The organism is Vibrio sp. NC2 (assembly GCF_025195005.1).
In the GTDB taxonomy this organism is placed as follows: domain Bacteria; phylum Pseudomonadota; class Gammaproteobacteria; order Enterobacterales; family Vibrionaceae; genus Vibrio; species Vibrio splendidus.
The window spans coordinates 657,940-683,188 of the sequence record NZ_JANVFC010000001.1 but is presented as its reverse complement, the minus strand read 5'-3'; the positions used below and the strand labels follow the sequence as shown (position 1 = coordinate 683,188).

The window sequence follows — 25,249 nt, the reverse complement described above, 5'->3', positions numbered from 1 at the left end:
GTTACATATTCAAAAAGAGGTGCTCGTCAAACAGTCAGAGGTTGAGATTTAGTTGGCGATAGTTTAGTAGTGCAGGATTTTCGTGCTTGGGCTGAAACGTTCATGTAACAGCCCAAGCGCAGTAGAAATATTATCAGGTGATAATATGGTTGGATTCGATTCGAGCTTAAAGCTAAAAAAATTATAGGTTTGAGACCAATAACTGTGGTGTCGCTTTTTGCTGAAGGTAGATACTAAAGCGGCTTCCCTTGCCTACCTCAGATTCAACTCGGATCTCGCCACCCGTTTGGCTCAAGATACTTTGAGATACTGATAAGCCTAAGCCTGTACCGTCACGTTTGGTGGTGTAGAAAGGTGAAAAGATGCGTTTCAATTGTTCTTCTTTGATACCACACCCTTCATCTTGAACATGAACGATTGCACCATGAGACACGCCATTCTCCACCCAGTCTTCACTTGAGATAGTCAATGTGCCCTGTCCGTCCATGGCATGAATCGCGTTCATCTGTAGGTTAACCAAAATCTGCAAAAGTTGGTTTCGGTTAACTTCCACAGACGTTTTAGCATGCAGTTGTGATACGTAGACAATGCCTTTCTTTTTCGCGCCTGTTTTTACGAGCGTAATACTCTCATCCACTATTGGATTGATATGTTGCCACGTAATTTCGTCTTGTACGCCACCATGACGGCTATATTGAAGCAGGCTTCGCGTGATATTTCGGATTCGGTCAATCTGTTCCATGATCGCGTGGACTTCTTCGTCTACACGAGCGACTTCGTCACCGAGTTCAAACTTCATCAATTCGACATTGCCAAGAATCACCGCCGTCGGGTTATTAATCTCATGGGCAATACCCGCGGTTAATTCACCTAACGCGGCTAGTTTTTCATTGACCACCAGCTTGTCTCGAGCTTGGTTTAATAGTTTGATATGCAGTTCGAGTTCTTCGGTTTTCTCTTTCAAGCTAGCAGTACGAGAATGAACCTTACATTCGAGTTCTGAAGCGGCTTGTTGGATCTCTTGATTACGTTCGTGCAGCAAATCCAACATCTTATCGAATTGTTTAGCGAGCAAAGTCAGCTCGTGTTGATCGTTCAAACCAAGAGTGCCAATTCGCTTGTCTTGCCCCATCTGCACTAGCTTGACGACTTTATGGATGCGTTCAATAGGATTAAAAAGATCACGCGCACCACGGTGAACGATCAAACCAGAAGCCAGTAACAACAACACAATCGTAATGCTGATTTCACCAAGGTTAGTCAAGTATGTTTCCACTAATGGCCAAATCAGATAACCGGTATAAAGCATGCCGATGACGTTATCGAATTGGTCATGAATCGGTTGATACGCGGTGATGTACCAAGCGTCGTAAACATACGCTCTATCTAGCCACTCTTTGCCTTCATTCAATACTTTAGAATGAACCTCGTGAGAAACACGAGTACCAATTGCGCGCCCTGCACTTTCTTCGCTGCTCAACGGTACATTAGTGCTGACACGTAGGTCATCAAGGAACACAGTGACGGTACCAATGCGGCGATTAAAGCCCTCGCGTTGCGGATAAATGAGATTGCTGATCTGATCAACCAACTGTGTGCTGTTATTAAGGAGGATCCCGCCGTCAAGAAAACCAATCACGTGATCATTCTTGTCACGAATCGACACAACGGTGCGGCTAACTAACCCCCGAGTTTCAACATTTTGACTATTGAGCATTGGGACTTCGGCTTGCCTGGCAAGGTTTTGGTCTAAATCGTTGAGTTCGTTTTGGCTCAATACACTAAAGAACGATTCTTTGTGTGTCAGGTTGAGGTATTCAAGCTTTTTCTCCATGCTCTCGACGCTGCGCCAGCGTAGAAAATCGAGTTCATAGCGAGATTTGTTTTCAGAAACCCAACGTGTGAGCTCTTCTTTCGAAATATCGCTCGTGAGTTTGATTCGGAAGTTGTAAGACTCAGCAAATGCTTGAACGTTATAGGCCTGTTGGTTCTGAATTAGATGGATACTGTTGTCGGCAACATCCAAACGCTCATCGACATCAATCAGAGCCCCCTGCCACGTGTAATGTACTGACCAATACAGTGTTATAGCGACAAGCGCACATAAGGTAAGAATGATGGGAGCGGATGTTAGAAATAGCAGGCGATAACGCACCATGGTTTTGAACCGGAACGCCCACTTTGTCCACCAATGACGTCTAATCGGCATATTCAGAGCCTTCTGTGTTCCATTCTTTGTACTTACGCTCTAGTGTTTTACGCGCCACACCGAGATCTCTCGCTGCTGCAGATTTATTGCCATCATGAAAACTCACCAGTTGTTCTATGTGAGATTTCTCGACTTCTTTGAGTGTCCAAGTGTTCGGGTAACCCTCAGCTGCGTCTACATTATTCAAGTTTGGTATTTCCGCCCCATGTGACACCGTCACTGAAATGCTGGTTGGGGCTGGATCACCATTCACTTCTCGCCAATAGTGTGCTGGTGGCTTGTCTAAAAGAATGCATCTTTCGACTAAGTTCTTAAGTTCGCGGATATTGCCCGGCCATTCGTATTCATTCATTGCCAAGATATCTTCATGTGCCCAGTTTGGAACCGGCATACCCAGTTCACTAGATAAAAGACGAGTGAAGTATGGAACAAGCTCTATCAGATCAGACGGTCGTTCTCTCAATGGCACAACATCAATCTTAAGTACATTGAGTCGGTAGAACAGATCGCGACGGAAGTGGCCTTTATCGACCTCTTCTTGAAGGTTTCGGTTTGTTGCTGCGACGACACGTACATCGACAGCGATCTCTTTCTCACTGCCAACTGGACGAATAGTACGTTGCTCTAACACACGTAACAGCGCTGCTTGCATTGGCAGTGGCATTTCACCGATCTCATCAAGGAACAAGGTGCCACCACTTGCGACTCTGAATAGACCTTCACGGTTTTTCTTCGCGCCGGTAAATGCGCCAGAGGTATGCCCGAATAGCTCACTTTCCAGAAGTTCAGGTGCAATTGCACCACAGTTAATTGGCACAAATGGGCCACTACGCTTGCTGGCTTCATGTACACCACGAGCAACTAACTCTTTACCCGTACCTGACTCACCTTCTATAAGAACGGATGCTCTTGACGGTGCAAATTGACTGATCAGCAATTTAAGCTGTTTAGTTTTGTCTGAATTGCCGATCAATTCGGTCTTGATATGACGGCTAACATCACGCTTCAACGCATACTGCATTCTTTGGTCAAGGCGCTTGTCCATACAACGCAGAACCGCTTGTATCATTTGTTCGAGGTTGAATGGCTTAAGAATAAAATCTGAAGCACCAAGCTTAAGCGCAGATATCGTCATCTCTAAATCAGCATAACCTGTCATGAAAATCACATCGGCACGTTTGTCGTTGTCGTTAAACGCCTCTTCCCACTCAATACCAGACCGACCTGGCAGGTTGATATCAAGAACAATGAGATCAAAATGCTCGCTCGAACGCAGTATTTCAGCTTCTTCAACCGACCCTGCGCTCGACACCTTGCCAAAGAACTTACCCAGTGCTTTCTTTAAAATAGCCTGCATACCCATTTCATCATCCACAACCAAGACGGAAAACGCTTGATATTGAGTCAATGTGTTCGGGTTGAGGTTGGGTGCAGATGAACTAGGTAAAGACATAATGATTAGCCGGTGGGGAAAGTTGGGACAGAGTGTACCAATTAACCTTTTGTGCAACAGGGACAATGTGCGACATTTTGTCCTAGCTCATGTTTTGATTCATTTTAGAGGGCTAAATGACGCAGTTTTGTCCGAAATAACAGCAATTTAATGAGATCTGATGCATGATTTATTGGCATTAAGATTGCTTATAAGGTGTAGATTTCTAATTACAACAATTAGCGTCTTATGCACATGCCCTTTTTTGAGCCCTTTAAAACTGAAGGCATGTCATTCATTTATAACAGAATGGACATAATAATAATGAAAGCAATTCCCCTAACTATTGCAGCTCTATCTATCGTCAGTTACACGGCTAGCAGCGCGGAAGACACCACCCATATCAAATTGGCGACAACCACAAGTACCTACCACTCAGGTCTACTTGACTACTTATTACCTGAGTTCGAAAAAGATTCTGGTATCAAAGTTGATGTTTTAGCTGCGGGTACAGGTAAATCACTTCGCATGGGTGAGAATGGCGATGTAGACCTAGTGATGACTCACGCACCAAAGGCTGAAGCGAATTTCGTTGAACAAGGTTACGGGGTTCTACCTCGCAAGCTGATGTACAACGACTTTGTCATCGTTGGTCCTCAAAGCGATCCAGCGAAGATTGAATCTCAAAAAGCAGTGACTGATGTGTTCAAAGCAATCGCGAACAATAACGTGACCTTCGTTTCTCGTGGTGACGACTCTGGTACTCATAAGAAAGAGATGGGTATTTGGGCACAAACTAAAATGGAACCAAACTTCGGTGGTTATCGCAGTGTGGGTCAAGGCATGGGCCCTACTCTGAACATGGCGTCAGAGATGCAAGGCTACACCATGACAGACCGTGGTACTTGGTTGGCTTACCAAAACAAATTGGATCTTAAAATCCTTTTCCAAGGTGACAAGAACCTGTTTAACCCTTACCAAGTGATTCTTGTTAACCCAGAACGCTACCCGAGCATCAACTACCAAGCTGCGAAAGTATTCAGTGACTGGCTGGTTAACCCTAAAGGTCAGAAACTGATTAACGACTTTAAACTGCACGGCAAACAGCTGTTTGTTGCGAGCGCAGAATAGTTTGTTGCAAGCTTAGAATCGTTGATTGTAAGCAATGAGTCGTTGCTTGTAAGTAAAGCGTAGCGTTGAAGGTGTAGTCAAAACCAACAAGCACTACACTTAGCTAAACAGTTAACGAAACACTCTTAAAACAATAGCTGGCCAATTCAAGCTCAAATAGTTTGTGTCAGCTATGATTAACATCAGTCATTACCGATAAAGACCTATTATCGATTCACACGAGATACTTCATGACCCTATGGCAAACAACGATTGATGCAATGAACCTACTAGTGAGTTTTGACCACGAATTGTGGAAAATCGTCGCGGTATCCTTCAGCGTATCTTTGTCCGCCATCTCATTAGTGATTGTTCCTGCAATCCTTATGGCTTTTTTATTGGCTTATACCGAGTTCCCAGGGAAGTGGGCATTGTTATCGGTGATCAACACCCTGCAAGCTATCCCAACCGTGGTTATCGGTTTGTTGATGTACATGATGCTCTCTCGTTCTGGCCCACTCGGTGATTGGGAATTACTGTTCACCCAAAAGGCGATGATTCTAGGTCAGATGCTGATCTGTTTTCCAATCCTAGTCGCGATGATGCACGGCGCTCTCCAAGCCAGTGACCGCCGAGCGGTTGAAACGGCGCGCACGCTTGGCGTATCAACCACACGTGTGGCATGTACCTTAATTTGGGAAACGCGCTTCCCTCTTCTAGCTGCAACTATCGCTGCCTTCTCTCGTATCGTCACTGAGGTTGGCTGTTCAATGATGGTTGGTGGCAACATTATGGGGATGACAAGAAACATCCCAACAGCTATCGCTATGGAAAGCCACAAAGGCGCATTCGCTCAAGGCGTCGCCCTCGGTATGGTGTTATTAGCATTGGCATTAGCCCTTAACTTTTTCCTTTCCAGTGTGAGAGGAAAAGGCTATTTAAGAACTTAGGAACGCTGTCATGAGTATAAAAATAACAACGCAGCAAATCTCAATGCGCTACAAAGAGCGCGTTTTGTTCCATATCCCTGAATTGTCGATCGGCCCCAACGATGCCATTTATCTCAAAGGAGATAATGGTGTGGGTAAAACGACCCTACTTAAAATATTGTCTGGATTGATTCAGCCAAGCTCTGGCCGCATTCAGTCTCCGACACAAAGCTGGCAGCAGATCTTATTCCCTAGGCTCAAGTTCAAAGACATTATCTACCTGCATCAAACCCCCTATCTTTTTGATGGTTCGGTGTACCAAAATGTCGCTTATGGCATTCGCTTTAACAAAGAGAGCCAAAAAGATAAGCGAGCTCAAATAATTAATGCGCTGAGAATGGTAGGTTTAGAAACCTTGGCAGATGAACACATTTCTGTGTTGTCTGGTGGTGAGCGTCAACGCGTTGCAATGGCACGAGCCTGGATTCTTAAGCCGTCAATCTTGCTTATGGATGAACCAAGTGCCTCTTTAGACAAAGAATCTATTGAAAGATTGGTGATAATGGCCGAAGATCTTCTTCAAAGAGGCGCGAGTTTAGTCATCACTAGTCACCAAACTAACGCGTTAACCGACTTATGTAAGAAGCAATGGTGGATCAAAGACAATACTTTGACCGAATCGCCGCTTCTGCAAGTTATTCAGAAAGATAAAGCACAAGAGAATATTTATGCTGCTTCCAACGCAAACTAGTTGGGTTATTTTGGCTGGCGGACAGGCCAGCCGCATGGGCGGAAAAGATAAAGGACTTGTTGAGCTCAACGGTTCTCCGCTTATTCAATACGTTATAAACAAGCTGTCACAGCAAGATGTCAGCATCACCATCAATGCCAACCGTAACTTAGACAGTTACCAAGCATTTGCTCCGGTTGTTTCCGATTCCTTCCCTGACTATCCAGGTCCATTGGGCGGCATTCATGCTGGCCTTAAAAACGCGAGTACAGACTGGGTCGGCTTTGTCCCTTGCGACAGCCCACAAATCAGTGACGACCTTGTTGAGCGTTTTTGTTCTGCAGTTAAAGAAGACAGCGACATTCTTGTCGCGCATGATGGCGAATTTAAGCAACCTGTATTCACCCTATTCCACAAACGTGTTCTGCCAAAGCTAGAAGCGTTTTTGGAGCGTGGTGATCGTAAAATCATCTTGCTATACAAAGAATGTGTCACGGAATATGTCGATTTTAGCGATTCTCCTAACTGCTTTGTTAATCTGAACACGCCAGAAGAACTCACCCAATTCGGAACGCTTCAATAATGAAAGATTCAAAACAACGCCCTAACCTTCCTCTATTGGGCTTTGCTGCTTATAGCGGTACAGGCAAAACAACGGTACTTGAAGCGTTACTGCCTCTGCTGACTAATGCGGGTTTAAAAGTGGGTGTTCTTAAACATGCTCACCACGATTTTGATGTCGATAAGCCAGGTAAAGACAGTTACCGCTTACGTAAAGCGGGCGCGAATCAAATGTTGATCGCTTCTCGTAACCGTCACGTGATGATGACAGAAACGCCAGAAGCCGAAGCTGATTTTGATTACCTTCTGACACGTTTCGATACCAACACGCTGGACTTGATTCTGGTTGAAGGCTGCAAGAACATTGCTTTCCCTAAAATTGAATTGCACAGAGATGAAGTCGGTAAACCTTGGTTATACCCGAACGATGACAACATTATTGCCATTGCTGCAGACAGCCAAGTAGAATCTGAACTGCCACAAATGGCGATCAGTGACTTAGAAGCGATTCGTGATTTCATTATTGAATATGCTCAATCATTCGACCCTTCTTCGCAAACAAGCAAAGCAGCGTCGTGTTCGTCTTCAAAAGACAACACGCCCGCAGTGTGTTGTGATTCGTTCTCTCCTGCTGGTTTAACCGTTACTCAAGGCCAACAAAAGATTGTTGATAGCATTGACGCGCTTGATCTCACAGAGAGTGTTGAACTACTGCAGGGCTACGGTCGAGTGTTGGCTGAAGATGTGATCTCGCCAATCAATGTACCTCAAAACACCAACTCAGCAATGGACGGCTACGCAATTCGTAGTGAAGATTTAGAACTGGATAGTTACCAACTGGTTGCTGAAGTCATGGCTGGCCACAGCTACGACAAAACCGTTCAACAAGGTGAAGCCGTTAAGATCATGACGGGTGCACCAATGCCAGAAGGCGTTGATGTTGTTGTGATGCGCGAACAAGCCGCTCAAGAAGGCGACACAGTTAGCTTCCCAGGTGCGAAAATCTCGGTTGGACAAAATGTCCGTATGGCGGGTGAAGATTTAGAAATCGGCCAACCTGTCTTTACACGTGGCACACGCATCGAAGCGCCAGAAATGGGCATGATGGCGTCGTTAGGTTTTGGCAACTGCCCTGTTCTGCGTAAAGTGAAAGTGGGTGTGTTCTCTACGGGTGACGAAGTTCAAGCTCCGGGCAGCGAGCAAAAACCAAACTCTATCTACGACTCGAACCGTTTTACTATCATCGGCATGCTTCAAAAGCTCGGCTGTGACATCGTTGATTACGGCATCATTGAAGATGATGAACAGAAGATGATGGATATTCTGCATTCAGCGTCGCTTGAAACCGATATGGTTCTGACTTCTGGTGGCGTGTCTGTCGGTGATGCGGATTACATCAAGCTTGCGTTAGATAAGCTGGGTGAAATCAACTTCTGGCGTATCAATATGCGTCCGGGTCGCCCTCTTGCTTACGGCAAAATTGAAGACAAACCTTTCTTCGGCTTGCCTGGCAACCCAGTAGCCGTGATGGTGTCATTCATTAACTTTGTAGAACCCGCGATCCGCAAGCTACAAGGTCAAACGAACTGGACACCAGTTAAAGCGAACGCGGTAGCGACCGAACAGTTGCGTTCACGCCAAGGTCGTACCGAGTTCAGCCGTGGTGTGTTCTCAATGAACGAATCAGGCGTACTTGAAGTGAAAACAACCGGTAAGCAAGGTTCAGGTATTTTACGTTCAATGAGCGAAGCGAACTGCTTAATCGAAATCTCGCCAGCGGTTGATACGGTGAAAGTTGGCGAGACAGTGACGATCATTCCGCTACAAGGTCGCGTTTGATTCAAAGCTCAAACACCTAAATTGACTTGGCCGCTTTTTAATTGACTTAGAAGCTCTTTGCCAAAACATAGATGAAGCCCCTTCTATCGAGCTTTCGATGTTAAGGGGCTTTCTTTTCTGTTCGTTTTGTAAAAGACAACCTGTTCGTTCCTTAAAAGACGAAAAGCTTAAATAGCGATAAGCCTGAAGAACGATAATCTTAAGATTTTTTATCATAACCTTGAGCCACGTACTGTTTTTATGTAGAGTGCGCGCAAAGTAATAATTCTATTGGAGAGCATCATGGCTCGTACCATTCTGTACACTTACAAAGACGAAGACAAAGAGTTACTGTTTTCGAAACAAGAACACCGCACGATCCAAGAAGCTGTCGCTGCAGCTGAAGGTATCGACATCACTGAGTATCTAAAAACTGAGCAACAGCTTGAGTTTATTTCTGATACTAAAGCGGTTCGTAACTACCAAGACAACTATTTCCGTAAGCTAGGCTTTACTAAGCTTACGTTGAAGCAAAAAGACAACCTTGGTGTTGGTAAAAAGAAGAAGTAAGCCCTCTGGCTTCTTTTTCTCGATCTGTAGCTTCTAGCTTCTAGCTTTTCGTTTGCACTTGAGAGCTAAGAATTAAGAGCTAAAGAAACGAAAACACTGAACAATAAAAAATGCCGCAACCTCTTTAGAGATTGCGGCATTTTTATTTATGCTTTTAACTATCTAACCTTAATTAGCTTAACGGTAAGTGACGATTACTTAATGTTAAGGAATGCAGCACCACGAACGCCGCCTGAATCACCGTGCTTCGCTTTGATGATCTTTGGACATTTCGCTACAGACAATAGGTATTTAGGAACACGCTTTGGCATCTCTTCGTAGATAAGTTCGAAGTTTGAAAGTCCACCACCTAGTGCTACAACATGCGGGTCAAGTGCAGTAAATAGGTTTGCGAAACAGATAGCCAATAGTTCCATGAAACGGTCAACGTGCTCAGCTGCTTTTGCTTCGCCTTCGTTGTACGCTTGGATGATTTCAATCGCTTTCTTTTTCTCACCGAAGTAGTGCTCATAAATCAGTTCAAAGCCGCGACCAGATAGGTAGCTGTCTAAACAACCTTTCTTGCCACAACCACAGCCTAGTAACGGTGCGTTGTCGCCAAGGTGGAACCATGCATCAATAGGAAGACGCATATGGCCGAGCTCGCCAGCAACGTGGTTACGTCCTGAGAATACTTTGCCATCAAAAACCAAACCACCACCAAAACCAGTACCTAAAATTAGGCCCGCTACTGATGGTTCATCTTTCAATTCATCATCCCACGCTTCAGACAGCGCAAAACAGTTCGCATCGTTCTCGATTTTAACACTACGACCAATCAGCGCTTCTAAGTCTTTGCGTAATGGCTTACCTGTTGAAGCCGGTACGTTAACAACAAGCATAGTGCCGTCGTCCGCATCTTCCATACCAGGAAGACCAAGGCCAATTTTGCCTTCGCAAGAGAATTCGCTATCGTATTTTTTTACCAAACCGGCAATCGTATCAAGTAGCAGTTGATAATCTTCAGTAGGCGTTGGTACGCGTTCGGTTGCTACTCGCTCAAGTTTTTCATTGAACGCACCAAACTCAATTTTTGTGCCGCCAACATCAAAGCCGTAATACATGAAATCTCTCCAATTTTTCCCTAAATTCGGGCAAATAAAATTTTTAAATTAAACAACTAGGAAGCATTATCCATAACACTCCCCCTACAAACCGTGATAGATAACAAACTTATCTCGTGTTCGAATCTGTTTGAACAACAAGTCAGCACAAAGCGGTTAAAGGTTAGAGTGACGTCTCACTTTTAGTATGCTCTATGAAAGCATTCAGGCTTGGCTTGGTTGGATCCGATTTATAACGTGTCTTACTCAACATGTAGCTTTCGCGAAATGCTTCAAACCATAGCTGTAAAGTCTTAGCGCCCTGCTCTTCACCGGCTTGTTTCAAAACTAAGCTCGCTACTTCGGCCGTTGATAGATGTTGTTCGTTGTCTGACTTACGCATCATGTATTGAGAAACCGATTCCGGTTCAATCGACAACACCGGTAAATCTTGCAGATACTCTGAACGACGGAAGATACGTCGTGCTTCGCGCCAACTGCCATCAATGAAAATCAGCAACAGTGTTTTGTTTGGGTCGCGCATTTGTGGCAGATCTTGAACTACGCGCGTTTTGTCGTCGGTATAGTCTTCAGGGAATACGATCACAGGTTGGTATTTGTCATCTTTGAGGACATCCAACATCTCTTGATTTGGCTCAGTACGATGCCAAAGGTAGGCGTAACTGTCTTTAACCGTATCAACAATCAAACGGCCAGTGTTACTTGGCTTTAAGATTTCGTTGTCTGACAAGATCAACATAGTCGCGACGTTCGTATCAACGTTAGGTTGATGTTCACAGATACAGCTGTCTTGTTTGATTTTACAGAATTCACATCGCACGACTTTACACCCGCGCGCATTAAACGGTTTGGTAGCAATGGACAAACGATGTTGATATAAACGGTGAAAAGCGTGGATTCTCATGGACAATAACGATAACTCTAGAAAAGTGGCACGATTGTACTTACAGTGTCCTTAGAATGATAGAAGGAATTCCCATGCAAGACCCATCACTGCTTCGCCTTGTTTGTTTTATTGTCGTTTTTGGATTGTGTGCGCTTTGGGAATACCGTTTTCCGCGTAAAACACTGACTCAAAGCAAATGGTTTCGTTGGGGGAATAACTTTGCGTTGGTTGCTTTGAACAGCTTTCTATTAGCCACTCTAATTCCTATCGCAGCATTCCAAGCGGCGGTCATTGCACAAGAAAACCAATGGGGTCTGTTCAATACTCTGTCACTTCCTAAAGAACTCACCATTCTGATCTGCGTTTTACTGTTAGATTGCGCCATTTACCTGCAGCACTTGGTGTTTCACCGTGTTCCTTGGTTGTGGAAGCTACATCGAGTTCACCATGCGGACCTAGATATCGATGTCACAACCGGAACGCGCTTTCACCCTATTGAGATGATTCTTTCAATGCTCATCAAAGTGAGTTTGGTAATCGCACTTGGTGTTCCCGTAATTGCGGTCGTGATATTTGAAATTGTTCTTAATGCGAGTGCGATGTTTAACCACAGCAATGCGCGTCTACCGTTGTGGATTGATAAGCGGTTGAGAAAAGTGATTGTGACACCAGATATGCACCGCGTTCATCACTCGGTTATCGTGAAAGAAACCCACTCAAACTTCGGTTTCTTTTTATCTGTGTGGGACATCCGGTTTAAGACTTACCGCGCTCAACCAAAGCTTGGCCACGATAAGGTGCATATTGGTGTTCCCGAGATTCAAGATGGTAAAGAACAACGGTTATATCTGATGCTACGTCAGCCATTTGCTCGATTCCCGACGACGAAAAACTAGGTTCGAATTGGTTTGAGGCTCAAGCTTATTTTGAGACCAAAATCACCTTAAAGCCAAACTTATCTTAATAACAAAGTTATCTTAATCCGAAAACAAAATGCCCTTAGATTCTTGTGAGAACCTAAGGGCATTTCTGTATCGATAGTCGTAATAAGCGTAGTTAGTGGCTAAGTGCTTAACCTCTTGCGCACACTAACTTAACTCTCACGCACGTTTATTTCAGTACGTACGTTTATTTCAGTACGTACGTTTATTTCAGTACGTACGTTTATTTCAGTACGTACGTTTATTTCAGTACGTACGTTTATTTCAGTACGTACGTTTATTTCAGTACGTACGTTTATTTCAGTACGTACGTTTATTTGAGCACGTACTTGTGAAGCATAGCTTGTTGGTGTCCTGCTATCTGTCCGACTTGCTCTGAGCTTTCAATCATGGATTCAAGTTGCAGTTTAGTATTCTCCCCCTGCTCAGACACGCGAGTGATAGAATGCGTTACATCGACAGTCGCACGTGCTTGTTGTTCGGTTGCCACCATGATTTGCTCAACACGTCCTTTAATCTGGCTAACCGCGAATTCGATTTTCTCGAAGGCTTGTTTTACATCGCCACTGGTTTCCAGTGCATTCGCCATTTCGCTTCTCGATTCTGTTACAGAAGCACGTGAGCGATCAGCTGCCGCTACTAGCTCGTTCATCATATTACGAATATTAGTGGTTTGCTGGGAGGTACCACTCGCCAGTTTTCGTACTTCATCGGCAACCACTGCAAACCCGCGGCCTTGATCTCCTGCTCGCGCTGCTTCTATTGCGGCATTCAATGCGAGTAAATTGGTGTTTTCTGCAATACCACTGATCACGTCGACCATTTCACGAATCTGTTTAACGCGAATATCCAAGTCCGTCATCGATTCTTGATTCAGGCTAAGAGATTGCTCGAGTGCTTGTAATCGCTTCTGATTAAGGCCGACCACTTGGCTACCATTGACTGATTCGTCTTCTGCTATCTGCGCGTCGTCATTCGATGCGTTCGAGATACGAGCAATCTCACCAATGGATGCTTCAAGTTCTGTAATTGTGGTGATCATATTCTGTAGCGATTCGTTCTGCTCGTTCAAGCTTGAATTGGTTTGCTCGGCAGCGTCATGGCTTACTTCAGCGGTTTGATAGAGCGTTTCACAGTTGCGCGTTACCAAACGAACCGAATCCGCGGTGGAATCAACGACCGTATTGAGTTTCGAAGTAATAACCTGTAACTCTAGCGGCCCGAGTAGTTCACTTTGTTTAGAGAAGTCATGATCTGCAAGTGAACTCAACTGTTGAGTAATGTTTTTAAGCCCTTTATTCATCCAACGGCGTAACACGAACCATGAAATCACAATGATTACGGCAATCACTAGCCCGCTAATAAACAACACACGATCAATGTTGGTGATGGTTTGATTTACAACGAGTTCACTTTCATCAATCAGGTGGGAAGCGGTAGAAGACAACTGATTCAATGTGCTGATGACGGTATTCGCTAGGGTGATGACTTGCGTTAAGTTTTGCTCTTGCTGCTGAACCAGTTCGAGTTTCAAGAGGACTTGCTTAATTATCCCTTGCTCGGTGAAACCTTCTTTCACCATCTCATACGGAGCCGTCAAGCTTGCGAACTCTGCAATGTCTGGGTGCCAATCGGCAAAATCGCTGTAAGCTAAGTTAAGGCCTGCGATTCGGTTTCTCAATTGGCGATATTCGTCTTGTGCTTTATCAAGGTCAGATTGCATCATCAACATCAAGAAGGTATTGGCCATAGCGGATGCACTGGATGTAAATCGGTTTGCTGCATCGCTCGCTTCTGGGTTGTCTTCAACCAAGAATGAGCTGATTCGGTTCATTTCAGGTCCGATCGAGCCAACACCATAACGAAACTCGCCCATTTTACTGTCGATTAGGTTTTGCTTACTTTGAATCTCAATCTGTGCCAGCAATACCGTATTAGTCATGGTTTGCAGTTGCGCCATATCATCAATAAGGTTTTGTTGCTGCTCTAAAGAGATCGCATCAGGAAAAGATTGGGAGATAAAAAGGAGTTCCTCAAGCGTGGTATTACTCTCTGTTGCGAGTTGGTCAATTGAAACCCTTGTCGAATTCAGCGCATCTAAGTCGGTTGACTGGGTGCTATAGGTGAGAAGTTTCACTTGCTCTAATACGCTTTGCGTTAATTCGGCGTTGTGTAAAGCAAGGGGTAAAGCTTGTTCTGAAAGTGCGTCAAAATGTCCCCCGACCCGTTCAACTCCCCGAATACTAACCATTGATAAAAAACTAACGAGTAAAAGAATGGAAATAAATACAGCAGTGACGGTTTGAATGAGCGAGAATGTATAACGTGAGGGTTTTATTGATAAATTTGTGTCGGGCATGTGAAATCCAGTTTGACTACGAAAAGAGATATCCTTAAGTTAGTTCGTATACTAGAAGTCCTTGATGACGTTTTTATTTCAGTTTTTTGTCAGAAGAGTTACATATGAAATTCAGAAAAATGGCTGTAGTTACAATAACTTTAGCAACATTGGCTGCGTGTAGCTCGTCACCATCGCCTTCTCAGCTTAGTCAAACCGCACAGAAACCCTTATCAAAGTCAGAACAATTGACTACAAACGCTTATATGAGCGTGTATGAACAGTGGAAAGGTGTGCCATACCATTTCGGTGGGACATCATTTCGAGGCGTAGATTGCTCCGCTTTTGTTCAAATTGCCGTGCAAAATGCGACACAACAAGCCCTACCGAGAACCACAAAAGATCAGAGCAAAAAGGGAAAAGAAATAGCGTATGGACAAGCAACAAGCGGAGATTTGGTATTTTTCAAAACGTCGATGACGGTAAGACACGTAGGTGTGTATTTAGGGAATAATCAATTCCTACATGCTTCGACATCGAAAGGTGTCATTATATCGAGGTTGGATAACCCTTATTGGGCTTCTAAGTTTTGGCACTTTAGGCGTTTATAGCGGTTTAAAGTCTTAACCGCTAAACGAAGTCACTTTTAAAGCTACGACGTAAACGCCTATCATCGTGAACATAATCATCGTGAAAAAATGACTAACGAGGAAATGGACAAATAGTTAGTCGTATTTAGCAACAGCAGAATCAAATAGATTCTTCACTAGCGCGATGTATTCATCTAGAAATACAATTTGCTCGTTGGTCGCTTTCTTAGCCCATACACCTGCTAGTACTTCGCCTAAATCCGCTACCACAGCATCGGCTTCTTTCAAAAGTTGAAAACGAACACTCGAATGCAACTCTGGATTTTGCTCAAAAATAGCCATGATGTTCGTTGAAATCATGTCTGTGATGATGTCTTCAACACTCTCATTGCCTGTATCGCCATTACTATTTGTAAAGACGTCCAGATTAAACGATAAGTGCTCGATCAGAGCCAAATAGCCATCGGTTTCTACAACCACAATAAATCTCCGTTTTAAGCTCAAGAGCAGATTAATACGTACTTGCTTAATACTATGTAAATGAAGCGATTTGTCATCACTTTATTACCAAAAACCGTATTAAAATGATCCTAGTTAGTGTTTCAGCTTAAATATTAAACCAATAGCTGAATATATACGTGTCGCTAGATGTCTGTTGGTCAAGATACTTTGCAGACTCTACACGTCATCATTACTCAGCACGCCATCATTACTCGGCTATTAAAGAGTTAGTAAAGAGCTAGTAAGCTGAGATGGTCACGTGCCCTATCGTTAACCATAGTCGTTTCAACCTACTCTAATAGCACATTTAAGTTGATGCGTAGACAATAACAAGCTCCAACTACTTTTCCAGTTTGTTTCGACCAAAACCGTTTCGATTGTGAGGCCAGTTCCAAACAATTCTATAACTTTGCCTTGCCAATTTCTGTTTGTATTTCAAAGAGCTTGAATCAGTTCGAGTTCACAAATCAGCCAATTGATTCTACATAAGGTGAAGAACAGATAAGAACATTGACGAGTACGTCTATAAATTGCTCAAATTTATCCTAAACTATGGCTAACAAACAGTATTTCTAACCTTCAATTTTTTAACTTTCAGTCTTTGAGGATTTCCTATGTGGCAGGCCATTTCTCAACAACTTTCAGATACTCTTCTATTTAACTTTCAGATTACTGAACGTACCAAGGTTTCTGGTGGTGACATTAACGATTGCTATATGATCAGCGATGGTAATGAACGCTACTTCGTAAAAGTGAACCAGCGAGAATTTTTACCTAAGTTTGAAATCGAAGCTGAGAACTTACGCTTGTTAAGAGAAACCTCCACCGTTTATGTGCCTGAGTTGGTACTGATTGGTAAAACCAAAGAATGCTCATTCATTATTCTCAATTACTTGCCAACTAAGCCGCTTGATACGGGTAATAACAGCTTTGATTTCGGGGTGCAGCTTGCTCAGCTTCATAAATGGGGCGAGCAAAAAGAGTTTGGTTGTGACCAAGATAATTATATCGGTAGTACACTTCAGCCTAACCCTTGGCATAAGAAATGGGGGCGCTTTTTCTCTGAACAACGCATCGGCTTCCAACTGCAACTGCTAAAAGAGAAAGGCATTGAATTCGGCGATATTGATGACATCGTTGATGTGGTGAATATGCGTCTTGCTGGGCACAACCCTCGCCCTTCGTTGCTTCATGGTGATCTATGGAATGGCAACGTAGCGAATTCAGCCTTTGGGCCAATCTGTTACGACCCCGCTTGTTATTGGGGCGACCATGAATGTGACTTAGCGTTAACGGAATTGTTTGAAGGGTTTCCAAAAGAGTTTTATGAAGGTTATCAGAGCGTCAATCCACTCGACGTTGGCTATACTGATCGGAAAGACATTTACAACTTGTACCATCTTCTTAACCACTGCAATCAATTTGGCGGCGAGTATTTAGCACAAACTGAAGCATGTATTCAGAAGATACAAGCCGTTTAATACCAATCACAGCTAGCTAAGTCGTTCTATAAAGCTACTGGATAGATCTATACAAGCTACTGCGATCTTTAAAGCTAATACGATTGGAACAATATACAGTGAGGAGAATTAGCCATGCATAAATACACAGAGAAACATGTCTCGTGCCCCCACTGTGGGCATGCAATCAGCATAACGCTCGATGCTTCTAATGGGAGCCAAGATTTTTATGACGATTGTCCAGCGTGTTGCAATGCCATTCACCTCGATATGCAGGTAGATGAAGTCAGAGACAGAATTAATCTCTCGATTGATGCAGACGACGAACAAGTCTTCTAACTCCTACTCTTTTGTCGAGTTAGCACTACACCTCGATTTAGCGCTACATCTCGATTTTGAGGCTAGCCTAGAAAAACACAAATACACAAAAATAGAAAAAGAGCACCTAATGTGCTCTTTTTTAATATCTTCGACTTTTACTTAGTGTCGCTTTTGGGGCAAATGCTATTGATAAACCGTCACTACGATTTCTGGTTTGCTAATACGCGCTCAACAGTATCAACAATCGCCTGTGTTTGAGGGTCGAATTCAATATTTACTTGCTCGCCTACTTCACGGCCGCCAAACAGAGTACGATTCAGCGTTTCTGGGATCAGGTGAACAGAGAAACGGTTCTCTTCCACTTCACCGATTGTCAATGAACAACCATCAACGCCGATGTAGCCCTTGCTCAACACATACTTCATTGATTCTTGCGGCAGCTCAAACCAAAGCGTACGGTTATTTTCTGTCTTAATCACATCAACAAGGTTACCCATAAGAGTAATGTGGCCAGACATGCTATGCCCACCAATTTCGTCACCAAACTTTGCTGCACGCTCAACATTCACTTTGTCACCAACATTCAGTTGGCCCAAGTTCGTCAATCGCAATGTGGCTTGCATTAAATCAAAAGCAATCTGATTGCCCGAAATTTCCGTTACCGTTAAGCAACAACCGTTATGAGCTACTGAGGCACCAATCGCTAATCCCTCAACCATTTCATCTGTTAACTCAATGGTATGAGTCTGAAACAGCTCTTTTTTGTTTATTGCAACCAGTGTTGCCATGCCTTGAACGATACCTGTAAACATAAGATTCCTATTTAGCATTCTAATAACAGTTTTTCATAGCAGTTATTGTGACATTTCTTTATGATTCGTCCAGTGGAAGCTTAAGATCATTGCCTCTGATTCCTTCAGAATGTCCTTTCCTACACTATTATTCTAATTTTCCCTCTTATTTGGAGTTGTTTGTGCATCGTTACAAAGAAGAATCCTCGAATCTAATCAAACTTGCGACCCCAGTCTTGATTGCATCTGTTGCACAAACTGGAATGGGTTTTGTTGATACCGTAATGGCCGGTGGCGTAAGTGCTATCGATATGGCGGCGGTTTCGATTGCAGCAAGTATCTGGCTACCATCAATATTATTTGGTGTAGGTCTTTTGATGGCGTTGGTTCCTGTTGTTGCACAACTGAACGGTTCAGGCCGCCAAGTCAAAATTCCATTTGAGATTCAGCAAGGTGCATTTTTAGCGCTCGTCATCTCGTTACCTATTATTGGCGTGCTGTTCCAAACGCAGCTGATATTGGAATGGATGGACATTGAGCAACTCATGGCGGAAAAAACCATCGGCTATATGAATGCGGTGATGTTTGCTGTGCCTGCGTTTTTGCTGTTCCAAACATTGAGAAGTTTTACTGATGGCATGTCTTTAACTAAGCCTGCCATGGTGATTGGTTTTATCGGTTTGCTATTAAACATCCCGCTTAACTGGATGTTCGTATACGGAAAGCTTGGTGCCCCTGCTCTTGGTGGTGTTGGCTGTGGCGTTGCAACGGCTATCGTCTATTGGGTGATGTTTGCACTGCTGTTCGCTTACGTTTTAACATCAAAGCGTTTGGCTAAAATCAACATCTTCGGGACGTTCCACAAGCCGCAACTTAAAGCTCAAATTCGTTTGTTTAGACTTGGTTTTCCAGTTGCTGCCGCTATCTTCTTCGAGGTCACGCTGTTCGCTGTGGTTTCCTTATTGGTTGCCCCATTAGGTTCATTGGTTGTTGCCGCGCACCAAGTCGCGATTAATTTCTCTTCTCTCGTGTTTATGATTCCAATGAGTATCGGTGCCGCCGTGAGTATTCGTGTTGGCCATAAGCTTGGTGAAAACAACACTGAAGGTGCGAAGATCGCAACACACGTGGGTATCATCGTCGGTTTGGTAACCGCCTTTATGACAGCGGCATTAACAGTATTGTTTAGAGAGCAGGTTTCGTTACTTTACACAGAGAACACGGCGGTAGTTACCGTTGCGATGCAATTATTGTTGTTCGCTGCGGTTTATCAATGTACCGATGCAATCCAAGTTATTGCCGCAGGCGCTTTGCGTGGATACAAAGACATGCGTTCGATCTTCAACATTACCTTCGTAGCGTATTGGTTACTTGGTCTTCCTATCGGCTACATCTTAGGAATGAAAGATTGGATTGTTGAACCTATGGGCGCACATGGCTTCTGGATTGGTTTCATTGTCGGCCTAACATCAGCTGCCATTATGCTTGGTATGCGTTTGCATTGGATGCACAAACAAGACGATGATGTTCAGTTAGAATTTAGCTCTCGTTAGATTCGTACTCGCTAAACCGGTATCGCCGTTATTACATACAAAAAGAGCTCTGATTTTCAGGGCTCTTTTCGCTTACGGCTGTAAATGATTTAGGGGCGATTAGTTTATACTCAGGAGATTAGTACTTACTCTTTTCTCGAACAAAGCGCGCAAACTTGGGCTTTCCGTTTTGCGTAAAGCCGTTATACCGGAAGGTGATTTGACTGCCTATTTCAGGCGGTGCGAGTCTCATCTGGTCACTGAACCCGCTTCCAATATAAAATTCCACACCCTCTTCTGTGTGAACCAAAATCGAACCCATCATCCCTTTATACTTCCCTGTTCCGCCTTTGTAACCAATAACCGTGGCTTCCGCATCGTGATGCCTTTTAAGCTTTAAAAGGTCATTACTTCGACCGGCTTGATAGCGACTGGTGATCTTACGAAGCATCAAACCTTCACCATTACTCTCATCGACATTATCGAGTTGATGGAACAGAGCTTCTTCATTGTGAACCGGTACATGTTCGATGTAGCTGACATGAGGTTCTCCAATCATGCTTACCCAATGCAAGATGTTGTAATAGCGCTTTTGATAATCACCAGCAGCCCCTGGCATATCAAACAACATGAAATCTATTTGGCGCCACGCTACGTCACTAGGCGTATGATCGAGGACGGTAGATTGGACTAAGTGGAATTGACCTCTTCCTGCCCACAACTCCCCTTCGAGATGCACCTTAGGCAAGTTTTTTGTAAACCACTTCGGTGAGTAAATGCGATTTCCGTTTCGAGTATAAAGGTGTTGCCCGTCCCAAAGAGCCCGAATCCCATCAAGCTTTTCACTCTTCCAGTATTCAGAAACATCAATGCCTTGTTGGTATGTATTGGCCAGTACCAAATGGTCGGGAGGTAAATAGGATGAATGAGAAGAAAGCGAACACGCCCATAGAGTTGCTATCGCCAATTTAGTTAATCTCATCATCTGCTCCGTATTGATATCTGTAGTGGTCAACAAACGCCTTTAATCCTAAGCGTTCTGACACGTAGGTAGACAACCTTTGCTAGAAGATGCGATCCACACATCAACCTTATTTAACTTTCAATTTCATTCATATAATTAATGACTTGTGGATCTCAAATGTTCACCCATTTTTAGTTCTCATATTGAGAAACCGACTTTCTCAATATGAGATAGAGATTAGCGTTCGAGTTAAGTTATTGAAAAATATAAGCATAAAAGTTGGCACATTCAGTGCAATTGTCCATACATACTCAAAAGGAGATATCGCTATGGAACTACGTAAGATTGATTTAAATACAACGACACTGACTCTTTCTATCTTCGGTGATTTAGATGCAGCAGGTAGCCGTGATGCTCAGACCGATATTGACGATGTAATCTCAAATGATGGCCACCCTGAAATCGAAGTTGATTTTAGCCAAGTTGAGTTTTTAGACTCATCTGGTGTTGGCGCAATTGTTTACATGTTCAAACGCCTAACTGAGCGCGAGCGCAACATGCGACTTGAAAATGTGACTGGCCAGCCTCTTGAAATTATGAACTTGCTACGTATTGGCCACGCTATCCCAGTAAATTCAAAAAATCCTACAAATTCATGAAGATCCACTAAGCTAGAAGTAACAAAACATAATAATAAAAAGTAAAAACATAGGACGTTGGCATGAAAATACTGAAAAACCACATAGCCCTTTCTCTGTCTGCTTTGGTTCTAGGTGGCTGTACTAGCTACCCTGAACAAGGCACCGGCGGTTTGGCTGAAAGTTATGACTCTATTAATTACCAAAATGCCGACTTTTCTCCTGTCATGCCAGACGAACCTCTTGGTCCTGAACACGGATTACGTTTTGATTGGCAACTGGCTAAATTACATCTTGATGCCTTGATTCAAGAAGGCGCCCGTTGGTGCTTCCCCGCTGCTGTTGTGCAAGCGATAGAGAAGCAAAATCGTATCGCTCGTGAACTGCAAGGTGGCCTGCTTCTAGATGCGGCCAACGACCTAGTCATTCAAAGAAAACGCTTAAACGAACTTGAAGTCCAACTGGACTATGTGACCTCACAAGCCCGCTGTGAACCACCAAAAAATGAAAACCAATTTAGAATGCAATTGTCGGTTATCGAACAGTTGTACGACCTGCTTAACGTTGACAACCAATTCGCGGAAAACTCTACCGAAGTCAATCCCAAGTACATGGGACGACTTGCCGAGGCGACCACACTACTAAAAGAACATAAATCTTTAGACCTTGTTGTTACGGGTCATGCCGATGCTACGGGTACCGAAAAATTTAACGATGACTTAGCACTTGGACGTGCTAAACAAGTCGAACGCTACCTAACTATTTTTGGCTTAGGTGCTCAGCGAATTAAAGCCGTGTCTGTGGGTGAAACTGTCCCTCTTTTTGAAGGCGAATCAGACGGTACGCGTTTAACTAACCGCCGAGTGAGTATCGAAATTATCTCCCCTAAAAATGCCGAGAAAATGGGAGGTGGATTATGAAATTATTGATCGCTTTTATCATCACCCTATCGTTAAGCTTTACGAGTGTCGTGAATGCGAGCGAAGAGTTTTCAGACGCGGTTCAAGTCGGTGACCTTATCCAAGTTAACGTACCCGGTGAAAGTACGTTGAACACAGGGTTCCAAGTGGATAAACGTGGCCGCATTACCCTTCCTGAAGTTGGCGCCGTATTTGTTGCCGGTTATGACAGTGAGCAACTTAACAAAGTCGTTCTAGAATCACTGGCTACCGCTTATAAAGATCTTTCGAACGCTTCGGTGTACGTCAAAGAACAACAAATCATTATTTACGTTCAGGGTTATGTCGAACAGCCTGGCGAATACACACTGGCATTGGGTTCTAGCATCCAAATGGCGCTTTACGCAGCCGGTGGATTACGTCCGGGAGCACAACTGGACAAATTGATTCTTAAGCGAGGCGCGGACAAGAAAGAGTTTAACTACAAACGTTTCCTTGATTCAGGTGACGAATCAACGCTACCTACTCTGCAATCACTGGATTCGCTTTTTGTTCCAGCATCGCCATTAGTAGGCAATATTGAACAAGAGTTCGATGCAGCAAAGCTTGCTAACTCTGGTGACAGTGCCGACTCTCGCAATTCAATTAAAGTGTTTGGCGAGGTAAATGCACCGGGTTCGTTTACTTATAAAGAGAGCACTGATCTTGTCGACGTACTAATGCGCTCGGGCGGTGTGACTCGTTATGCCAGTGTTGAGCAAATCCGAGTAATTTCAAACAACACGCCTACGCTGTTCAACCTTAAACGTTATTTAGATTCTGGTGACGAAAGCCTACTTCCTATTTTACGCCCGGGTGCAACCATTTTTGTGCCGAAGCAAGAAGAAGAGATCAAATCCGGCGCCAACATGGTTTACGTCATGGGTGAAGTTGCCGCTCCCGGCGCTTTTGAAGGAAAAAGAGACGCCACCTTCATGGATATCCTTGCGAATGCTGGTGGGCCGACTCGATTTGCAGAATCGCGCCAAATACGTGTGATCAAGGCGGATGGCAGAGTACTTAAATTCGATTTAGCGGCTTACACAGAAGGTCTACCTAACTCTAACCCACCGAGTATTAAAGCCGGTGACGCTATTTTCGTTCCAGAGAAAACCGACATGAACGAGAAGTCTTGGTTGAAGATTGCGCCAGATAGAGCAGTTAACGTTATCGGTGAAGTGAACCGACCTGGTCGTATTGAATGGTCAGATGAAATGAACTTCATGGGATTATTGGCTCACGTCGGCGGTCCTACGTTGAGAGCGGACACCTCAAAAATTGAAGTTGTGACAGGTAGAAAGATGGTTGTGTTTAATCTTGATGATTTCATCAGAAATGGCGCGCCACGAGATCTGATGCCGCAAATTCGCGCAGGTTCTATCGTCCGTGTCCACGACTTACCACAAGATCCTTCAGACAATAAATCTCAATGGGTACGTCAAAGCTCTGATGCTTCGATCTACATCTTTGGACAAGTGAATGCACCCGGTCGTTACCGCTTCACCAAAGACATGCACTTCCTTGATATATTGTCTGCGGCAGACGGCCCTACTAAGGATGCCGATATACACAACGTTCGTGTCACGCATCGTGATAAAACCTACTCTAAAGTAAGCAAACTCAATCTATCGCTCTACTTTGAAACCGGTGACGAATCCTTGCTGCCAAACGTAACCACTGGTGACACCATTTACATTCCAGAGAAAGGTAAAAACTGGTTAGACACACCGAAAGAAGAAACCGTTCGTGTGCTTGGTGCGATTAACAACCCAGGTCGTTATGTGTTTAACGACAACATGACGATTCTAGATATATTGGCAGAAGCTGCAGGCCCTACCGACAATGCTTACGTCGAGAAAATTACCATTGTGAATATGTCTTGTTGCCAAGGTCAAGCTCGTACCTTCGACCTTGTTGAATTCAGCAAAACAGCCAACATTTACAACCTACCAGTACTGCGCGCTGGTGACACTATCTACATCCCAGATCGCCGTGAGAGCTTTATGGAAAAAGCTCGTGTAGGTCTAGAAGACATATTACGTCTAACAACAATGATCGTCTTAATAGGAGCTTTATAATGACAATTTCAGCGACCCATGCCGAAGTCGAGCAACTGTATTTAGCTTCTGAACTTAACGGACAGAAATCGATTTGTGTGACAGCTTGCCATTCAGGTGACGGGGTAACTTCTGTTGCAACTGCATTAGCAGAACGTTTTCTCCTTGCTGGTCATTCTACGCTTTATGTTGACCTCAACTTATACAACCCCGCTTTCAAAGATTTGAACATGTTAGAAGACAGTCAACAGGGGCAGTTAATAGAACATGTTGAGTCTCACCGGATGTTCATTGGTGTCCCGGCACCTCAAGTGGCATCAACACAGCTTGCTTATAAAGACCCGACAACGTTACAAAAAGTGGTCAACAAATGGCTAGAGAAATACGACAGAGTCATCATCGACACTTCACCGCTTCTCAACATTAACAAAGGGAATATCCCTGCACAGTCTGTTGCGAGTGCCTGTGACAGCACATTGATGGTTGTCGCCTATGGTGAAACGTCAACTCATCACCTAGAACAAGCGAAAAAGCTGCTTGATGCTCAGAGTATCAATCTAATGGGCAGTGTGATGAACATGAAACAAACACCTAGCTTTGCACAAGAGTTGGTAAGACAAATCAATCGAATGAAATTCCTTCCAACTAAACTTCGCGATAGCTTGGCAAACAAGCTGTATCAAAATGAGTTTTTAAACCTGCCGATGTAACTTTTTCGCGCCACTGTAACTCTCTTGTACAACTATAGCTTTCTTGTACAACTGTATGGCTGTCATTGATACCATGACAGCCACCTATCCTATTAAATTTCAAGCCCCGACATCTCTACA

At 43.9% G+C, this 25,249-nt stretch carries 23 protein-coding genes; 15 read left to right on the top strand and 8 right to left on the bottom strand.

Going from position 1 to position 25,249, the window contains the following annotated elements:
* Window positions 1–181 precede the first annotated feature (181 nt).
* Both NX845_RS03275 and NX845_RS03270 read right to left on the bottom strand, forming a co-directional pair.
* The gene (locus tag NX845_RS03275) at window positions 182–2,209 is read right to left on the bottom strand and encodes a cache domain-containing protein (protein WP_004733766.1); all 2,028 of its coding nucleotides are present in this window, start codon (window positions 2,207–2,209) and stop codon (window positions 182–184) included.
* A complete protein-coding gene (locus tag NX845_RS03270; protein ID WP_065682420.1) occupies window positions 2,199–3,662 on the bottom strand; it encodes a sigma-54 dependent transcriptional regulator in 1,464 nt (487 codons plus the stop codon). Before NX845_RS03270 ends, NX845_RS03275 begins: the two co-directional genes overlap by 11 nt.
* Window positions 3,663–3,965: 303 nt before the next feature.
* Between NX845_RS03270 and NX845_RS03265 the strand changes: the two genes are divergently transcribed.
* From NX845_RS03265 to NX845_RS03240, 6 genes are all read left to right on the top strand, one after another.
* Window positions 3,966–4,772 (top strand): substrate-binding domain-containing protein, encoded by an 807-nt coding sequence (locus NX845_RS03265; RefSeq protein WP_017077255.1) that lies wholly within the window; start codon window positions 3,966–3,968, stop codon window positions 4,770–4,772.
* A gap of 230 nt (window positions 4,773–5,002) precedes the next feature.
* Window positions 5,003–5,701, top strand: a complete 699-nt coding sequence (locus NX845_RS03260; protein ID WP_017068184.1) for an ABC transporter permease — start codon at window positions 5,003–5,005, stop codon at window positions 5,699–5,701.
* A gap of 10 nt (window positions 5,702–5,711) precedes the next feature.
* Window positions 5,712–6,431, top strand: a complete 720-nt coding sequence (locus NX845_RS03255; protein ID WP_004733775.1) for an energy-coupling factor ABC transporter ATP-binding protein — start codon at window positions 5,712–5,714, stop codon at window positions 6,429–6,431.
* Entirely contained in the window at window positions 6,409–6,993 is a 585-nt protein-coding gene (mobA, locus tag NX845_RS03250; RefSeq protein WP_004733776.1) for a molybdenum cofactor guanylyltransferase MobA, read from the top strand. The genes NX845_RS03255 and mobA overlap by 23 nt, the downstream gene beginning before the upstream one ends.
* Window positions 6,993–8,810: a bifunctional molybdopterin-guanine dinucleotide biosynthesis adaptor protein MobB/molybdopterin molybdotransferase MoeA gene (locus NX845_RS03245; protein WP_065682419.1), complete on the top strand. Its 1,818-nt coding sequence runs from the start codon at window positions 6,993–6,995 to the stop codon at window positions 8,808–8,810. The genes mobA and NX845_RS03245 overlap by 1 nt, the downstream gene beginning before the upstream one ends.
* 282 nt (window positions 8,811–9,092) lie before the next feature.
* On the top strand, window positions 9,093–9,359 hold the full coding sequence (locus NX845_RS03240) for a DUF2960 family protein (RefSeq protein WP_004733780.1): 267 nt from the start codon (window positions 9,093–9,095) through the stop codon (window positions 9,357–9,359).
* Between the two features lie 194 nt (window positions 9,360–9,553).
* Here the strand turns inward: NX845_RS03240 and nagK are convergent, their stop codons facing one another.
* Together nagK and NX845_RS03230 are read right to left on the bottom strand one after the other, a co-directional pair.
* Complete coding sequence (gene nagK, locus NX845_RS03235; RefSeq protein ID WP_004733781.1) at window positions 9,554–10,462, bottom strand: N-acetylglucosamine kinase; 909 nt, start codon at window positions 10,460–10,462, stop codon at window positions 9,554–9,556.
* A gap of 163 nt (window positions 10,463–10,625) precedes the next feature.
* Window positions 10,626–11,372 (bottom strand): tRNA-uridine aminocarboxypropyltransferase, encoded by a 747-nt coding sequence (locus NX845_RS03230; RefSeq protein ID WP_017080483.1) that lies wholly within the window; start codon window positions 11,370–11,372, stop codon window positions 10,626–10,628.
* Between the two features lie 68 nt (window positions 11,373–11,440).
* Here NX845_RS03230 and NX845_RS03225 point away from each other — a divergent pair, with 68 nt between their 5' ends.
* Window positions 11,441–12,244, top strand: coding sequence for a sterol desaturase family protein (locus NX845_RS03225; protein WP_065682418.1), 804 nt, complete (start codon window positions 11,441–11,443; stop codon window positions 12,242–12,244).
* Window positions 12,245–12,602: 358 nt separating this feature from the next.
* On the opposite strand, the gene NX845_RS03220 is transcribed toward NX845_RS03225, so the two are convergent.
* Complete coding sequence (locus NX845_RS03220) at window positions 12,603–14,648, bottom strand: methyl-accepting chemotaxis protein (RefSeq protein WP_065682417.1); 2,046 nt, start codon at window positions 14,646–14,648, stop codon at window positions 12,603–12,605.
* A gap of 104 nt (window positions 14,649–14,752) precedes the next feature.
* On the opposite strand from NX845_RS03220, the gene NX845_RS03215 reads away from it, so the two are divergent.
* Window positions 14,753–15,238, top strand: coding sequence for a C40 family peptidase (locus NX845_RS03215; protein WP_017083653.1), 486 nt, complete (start codon window positions 14,753–14,755; stop codon window positions 15,236–15,238).
* A gap of 114 nt (window positions 15,239–15,352) precedes the next feature.
* Here the strand turns inward: NX845_RS03215 and NX845_RS03210 are convergent, their stop codons facing one another.
* Complete coding sequence (locus NX845_RS03210; protein ID WP_004733787.1) at window positions 15,353–15,697, bottom strand: DUF3802 family protein; 345 nt, start codon at window positions 15,695–15,697, stop codon at window positions 15,353–15,355.
* 635 nt (window positions 15,698–16,332) lie between these two features.
* Here NX845_RS03210 and NX845_RS03205 point away from each other — a divergent pair.
* Both NX845_RS03205 and NX845_RS03200 read left to right on the top strand, forming a co-directional pair.
* Window positions 16,333–17,199, top strand: a complete 867-nt coding sequence (locus tag NX845_RS03205; RefSeq protein ID WP_004733788.1) for a fructosamine kinase family protein — start codon at window positions 16,333–16,335, stop codon at window positions 17,197–17,199.
* A gap of 114 nt (window positions 17,200–17,313) precedes the next feature.
* Entirely contained in the window at window positions 17,314–17,517 is a 204-nt protein-coding gene (locus NX845_RS03200; protein ID WP_004733789.1) for a CPXCG motif-containing cysteine-rich protein, read from the top strand.
* Between the two features lie 182 nt (window positions 17,518–17,699).
* Here the strand turns inward: NX845_RS03200 and NX845_RS03195 are convergent, their stop codons facing one another.
* On the bottom strand, window positions 17,700–18,311 hold the full coding sequence (locus NX845_RS03195) for a riboflavin synthase (RefSeq protein ID WP_065682416.1): 612 nt from the start codon (window positions 18,309–18,311) through the stop codon (window positions 17,700–17,702).
* A gap of 161 nt (window positions 18,312–18,472) precedes the next feature.
* Between NX845_RS03195 and NX845_RS03190 the strand changes: the two genes are divergently transcribed.
* On the top strand, window positions 18,473–19,843 hold the full coding sequence (locus tag NX845_RS03190; RefSeq protein ID WP_017077263.1) for an MATE family efflux transporter: 1,371 nt from the start codon (window positions 18,473–18,475) through the stop codon (window positions 19,841–19,843).
* A 118-nt stretch (window positions 19,844–19,961) separates the two neighbouring features.
* Here the strand turns inward: NX845_RS03190 and NX845_RS03185 are convergent, their stop codons facing one another.
* Window positions 19,962–20,804 carry a DNA ligase gene (locus NX845_RS03185; RefSeq protein WP_260256517.1) on the bottom strand — a complete coding sequence of 281 codons (843 nt, stop codon included), beginning with the start codon at window positions 20,802–20,804 and terminating at the stop codon, window positions 19,962–19,964.
* Between the two features lie 311 nt (window positions 20,805–21,115).
* Between NX845_RS03185 and NX845_RS03180 the strand changes: the two genes are divergently transcribed.
* From NX845_RS03180 to NX845_RS03165, 4 genes are all read left to right on the top strand, one after another.
* A complete protein-coding gene (locus NX845_RS03180; protein ID WP_004733793.1) occupies window positions 21,116–21,445 on the top strand; it encodes an STAS domain-containing protein in 330 nt (109 codons plus the stop codon).
* A 62-nt stretch (window positions 21,446–21,507) separates the two neighbouring features.
* Window positions 21,508–22,344 carry an OmpA family protein gene (locus NX845_RS03175; protein WP_102456328.1) on the top strand — a complete coding sequence of 279 codons (837 nt, stop codon included), beginning with the start codon at window positions 21,508–21,510 and terminating at the stop codon, window positions 22,342–22,344.
* Complete coding sequence (locus tag NX845_RS03170) at window positions 22,341–24,440, top strand: SLBB domain-containing protein (RefSeq protein WP_017083651.1); 2,100 nt, start codon at window positions 22,341–22,343, stop codon at window positions 24,438–24,440. Before NX845_RS03175 ends, NX845_RS03170 begins: the two co-directional genes overlap by 4 nt.
* Window positions 24,440–25,129, top strand: a complete 690-nt coding sequence (locus NX845_RS03165) for a tyrosine-protein kinase family protein (RefSeq protein WP_004733796.1) — start codon at window positions 24,440–24,442, stop codon at window positions 25,127–25,129. Before NX845_RS03170 ends, NX845_RS03165 begins: the two co-directional genes overlap by 1 nt.
* The last annotated feature ends 120 nt before the right edge of the window (window positions 25,130–25,249 follow it).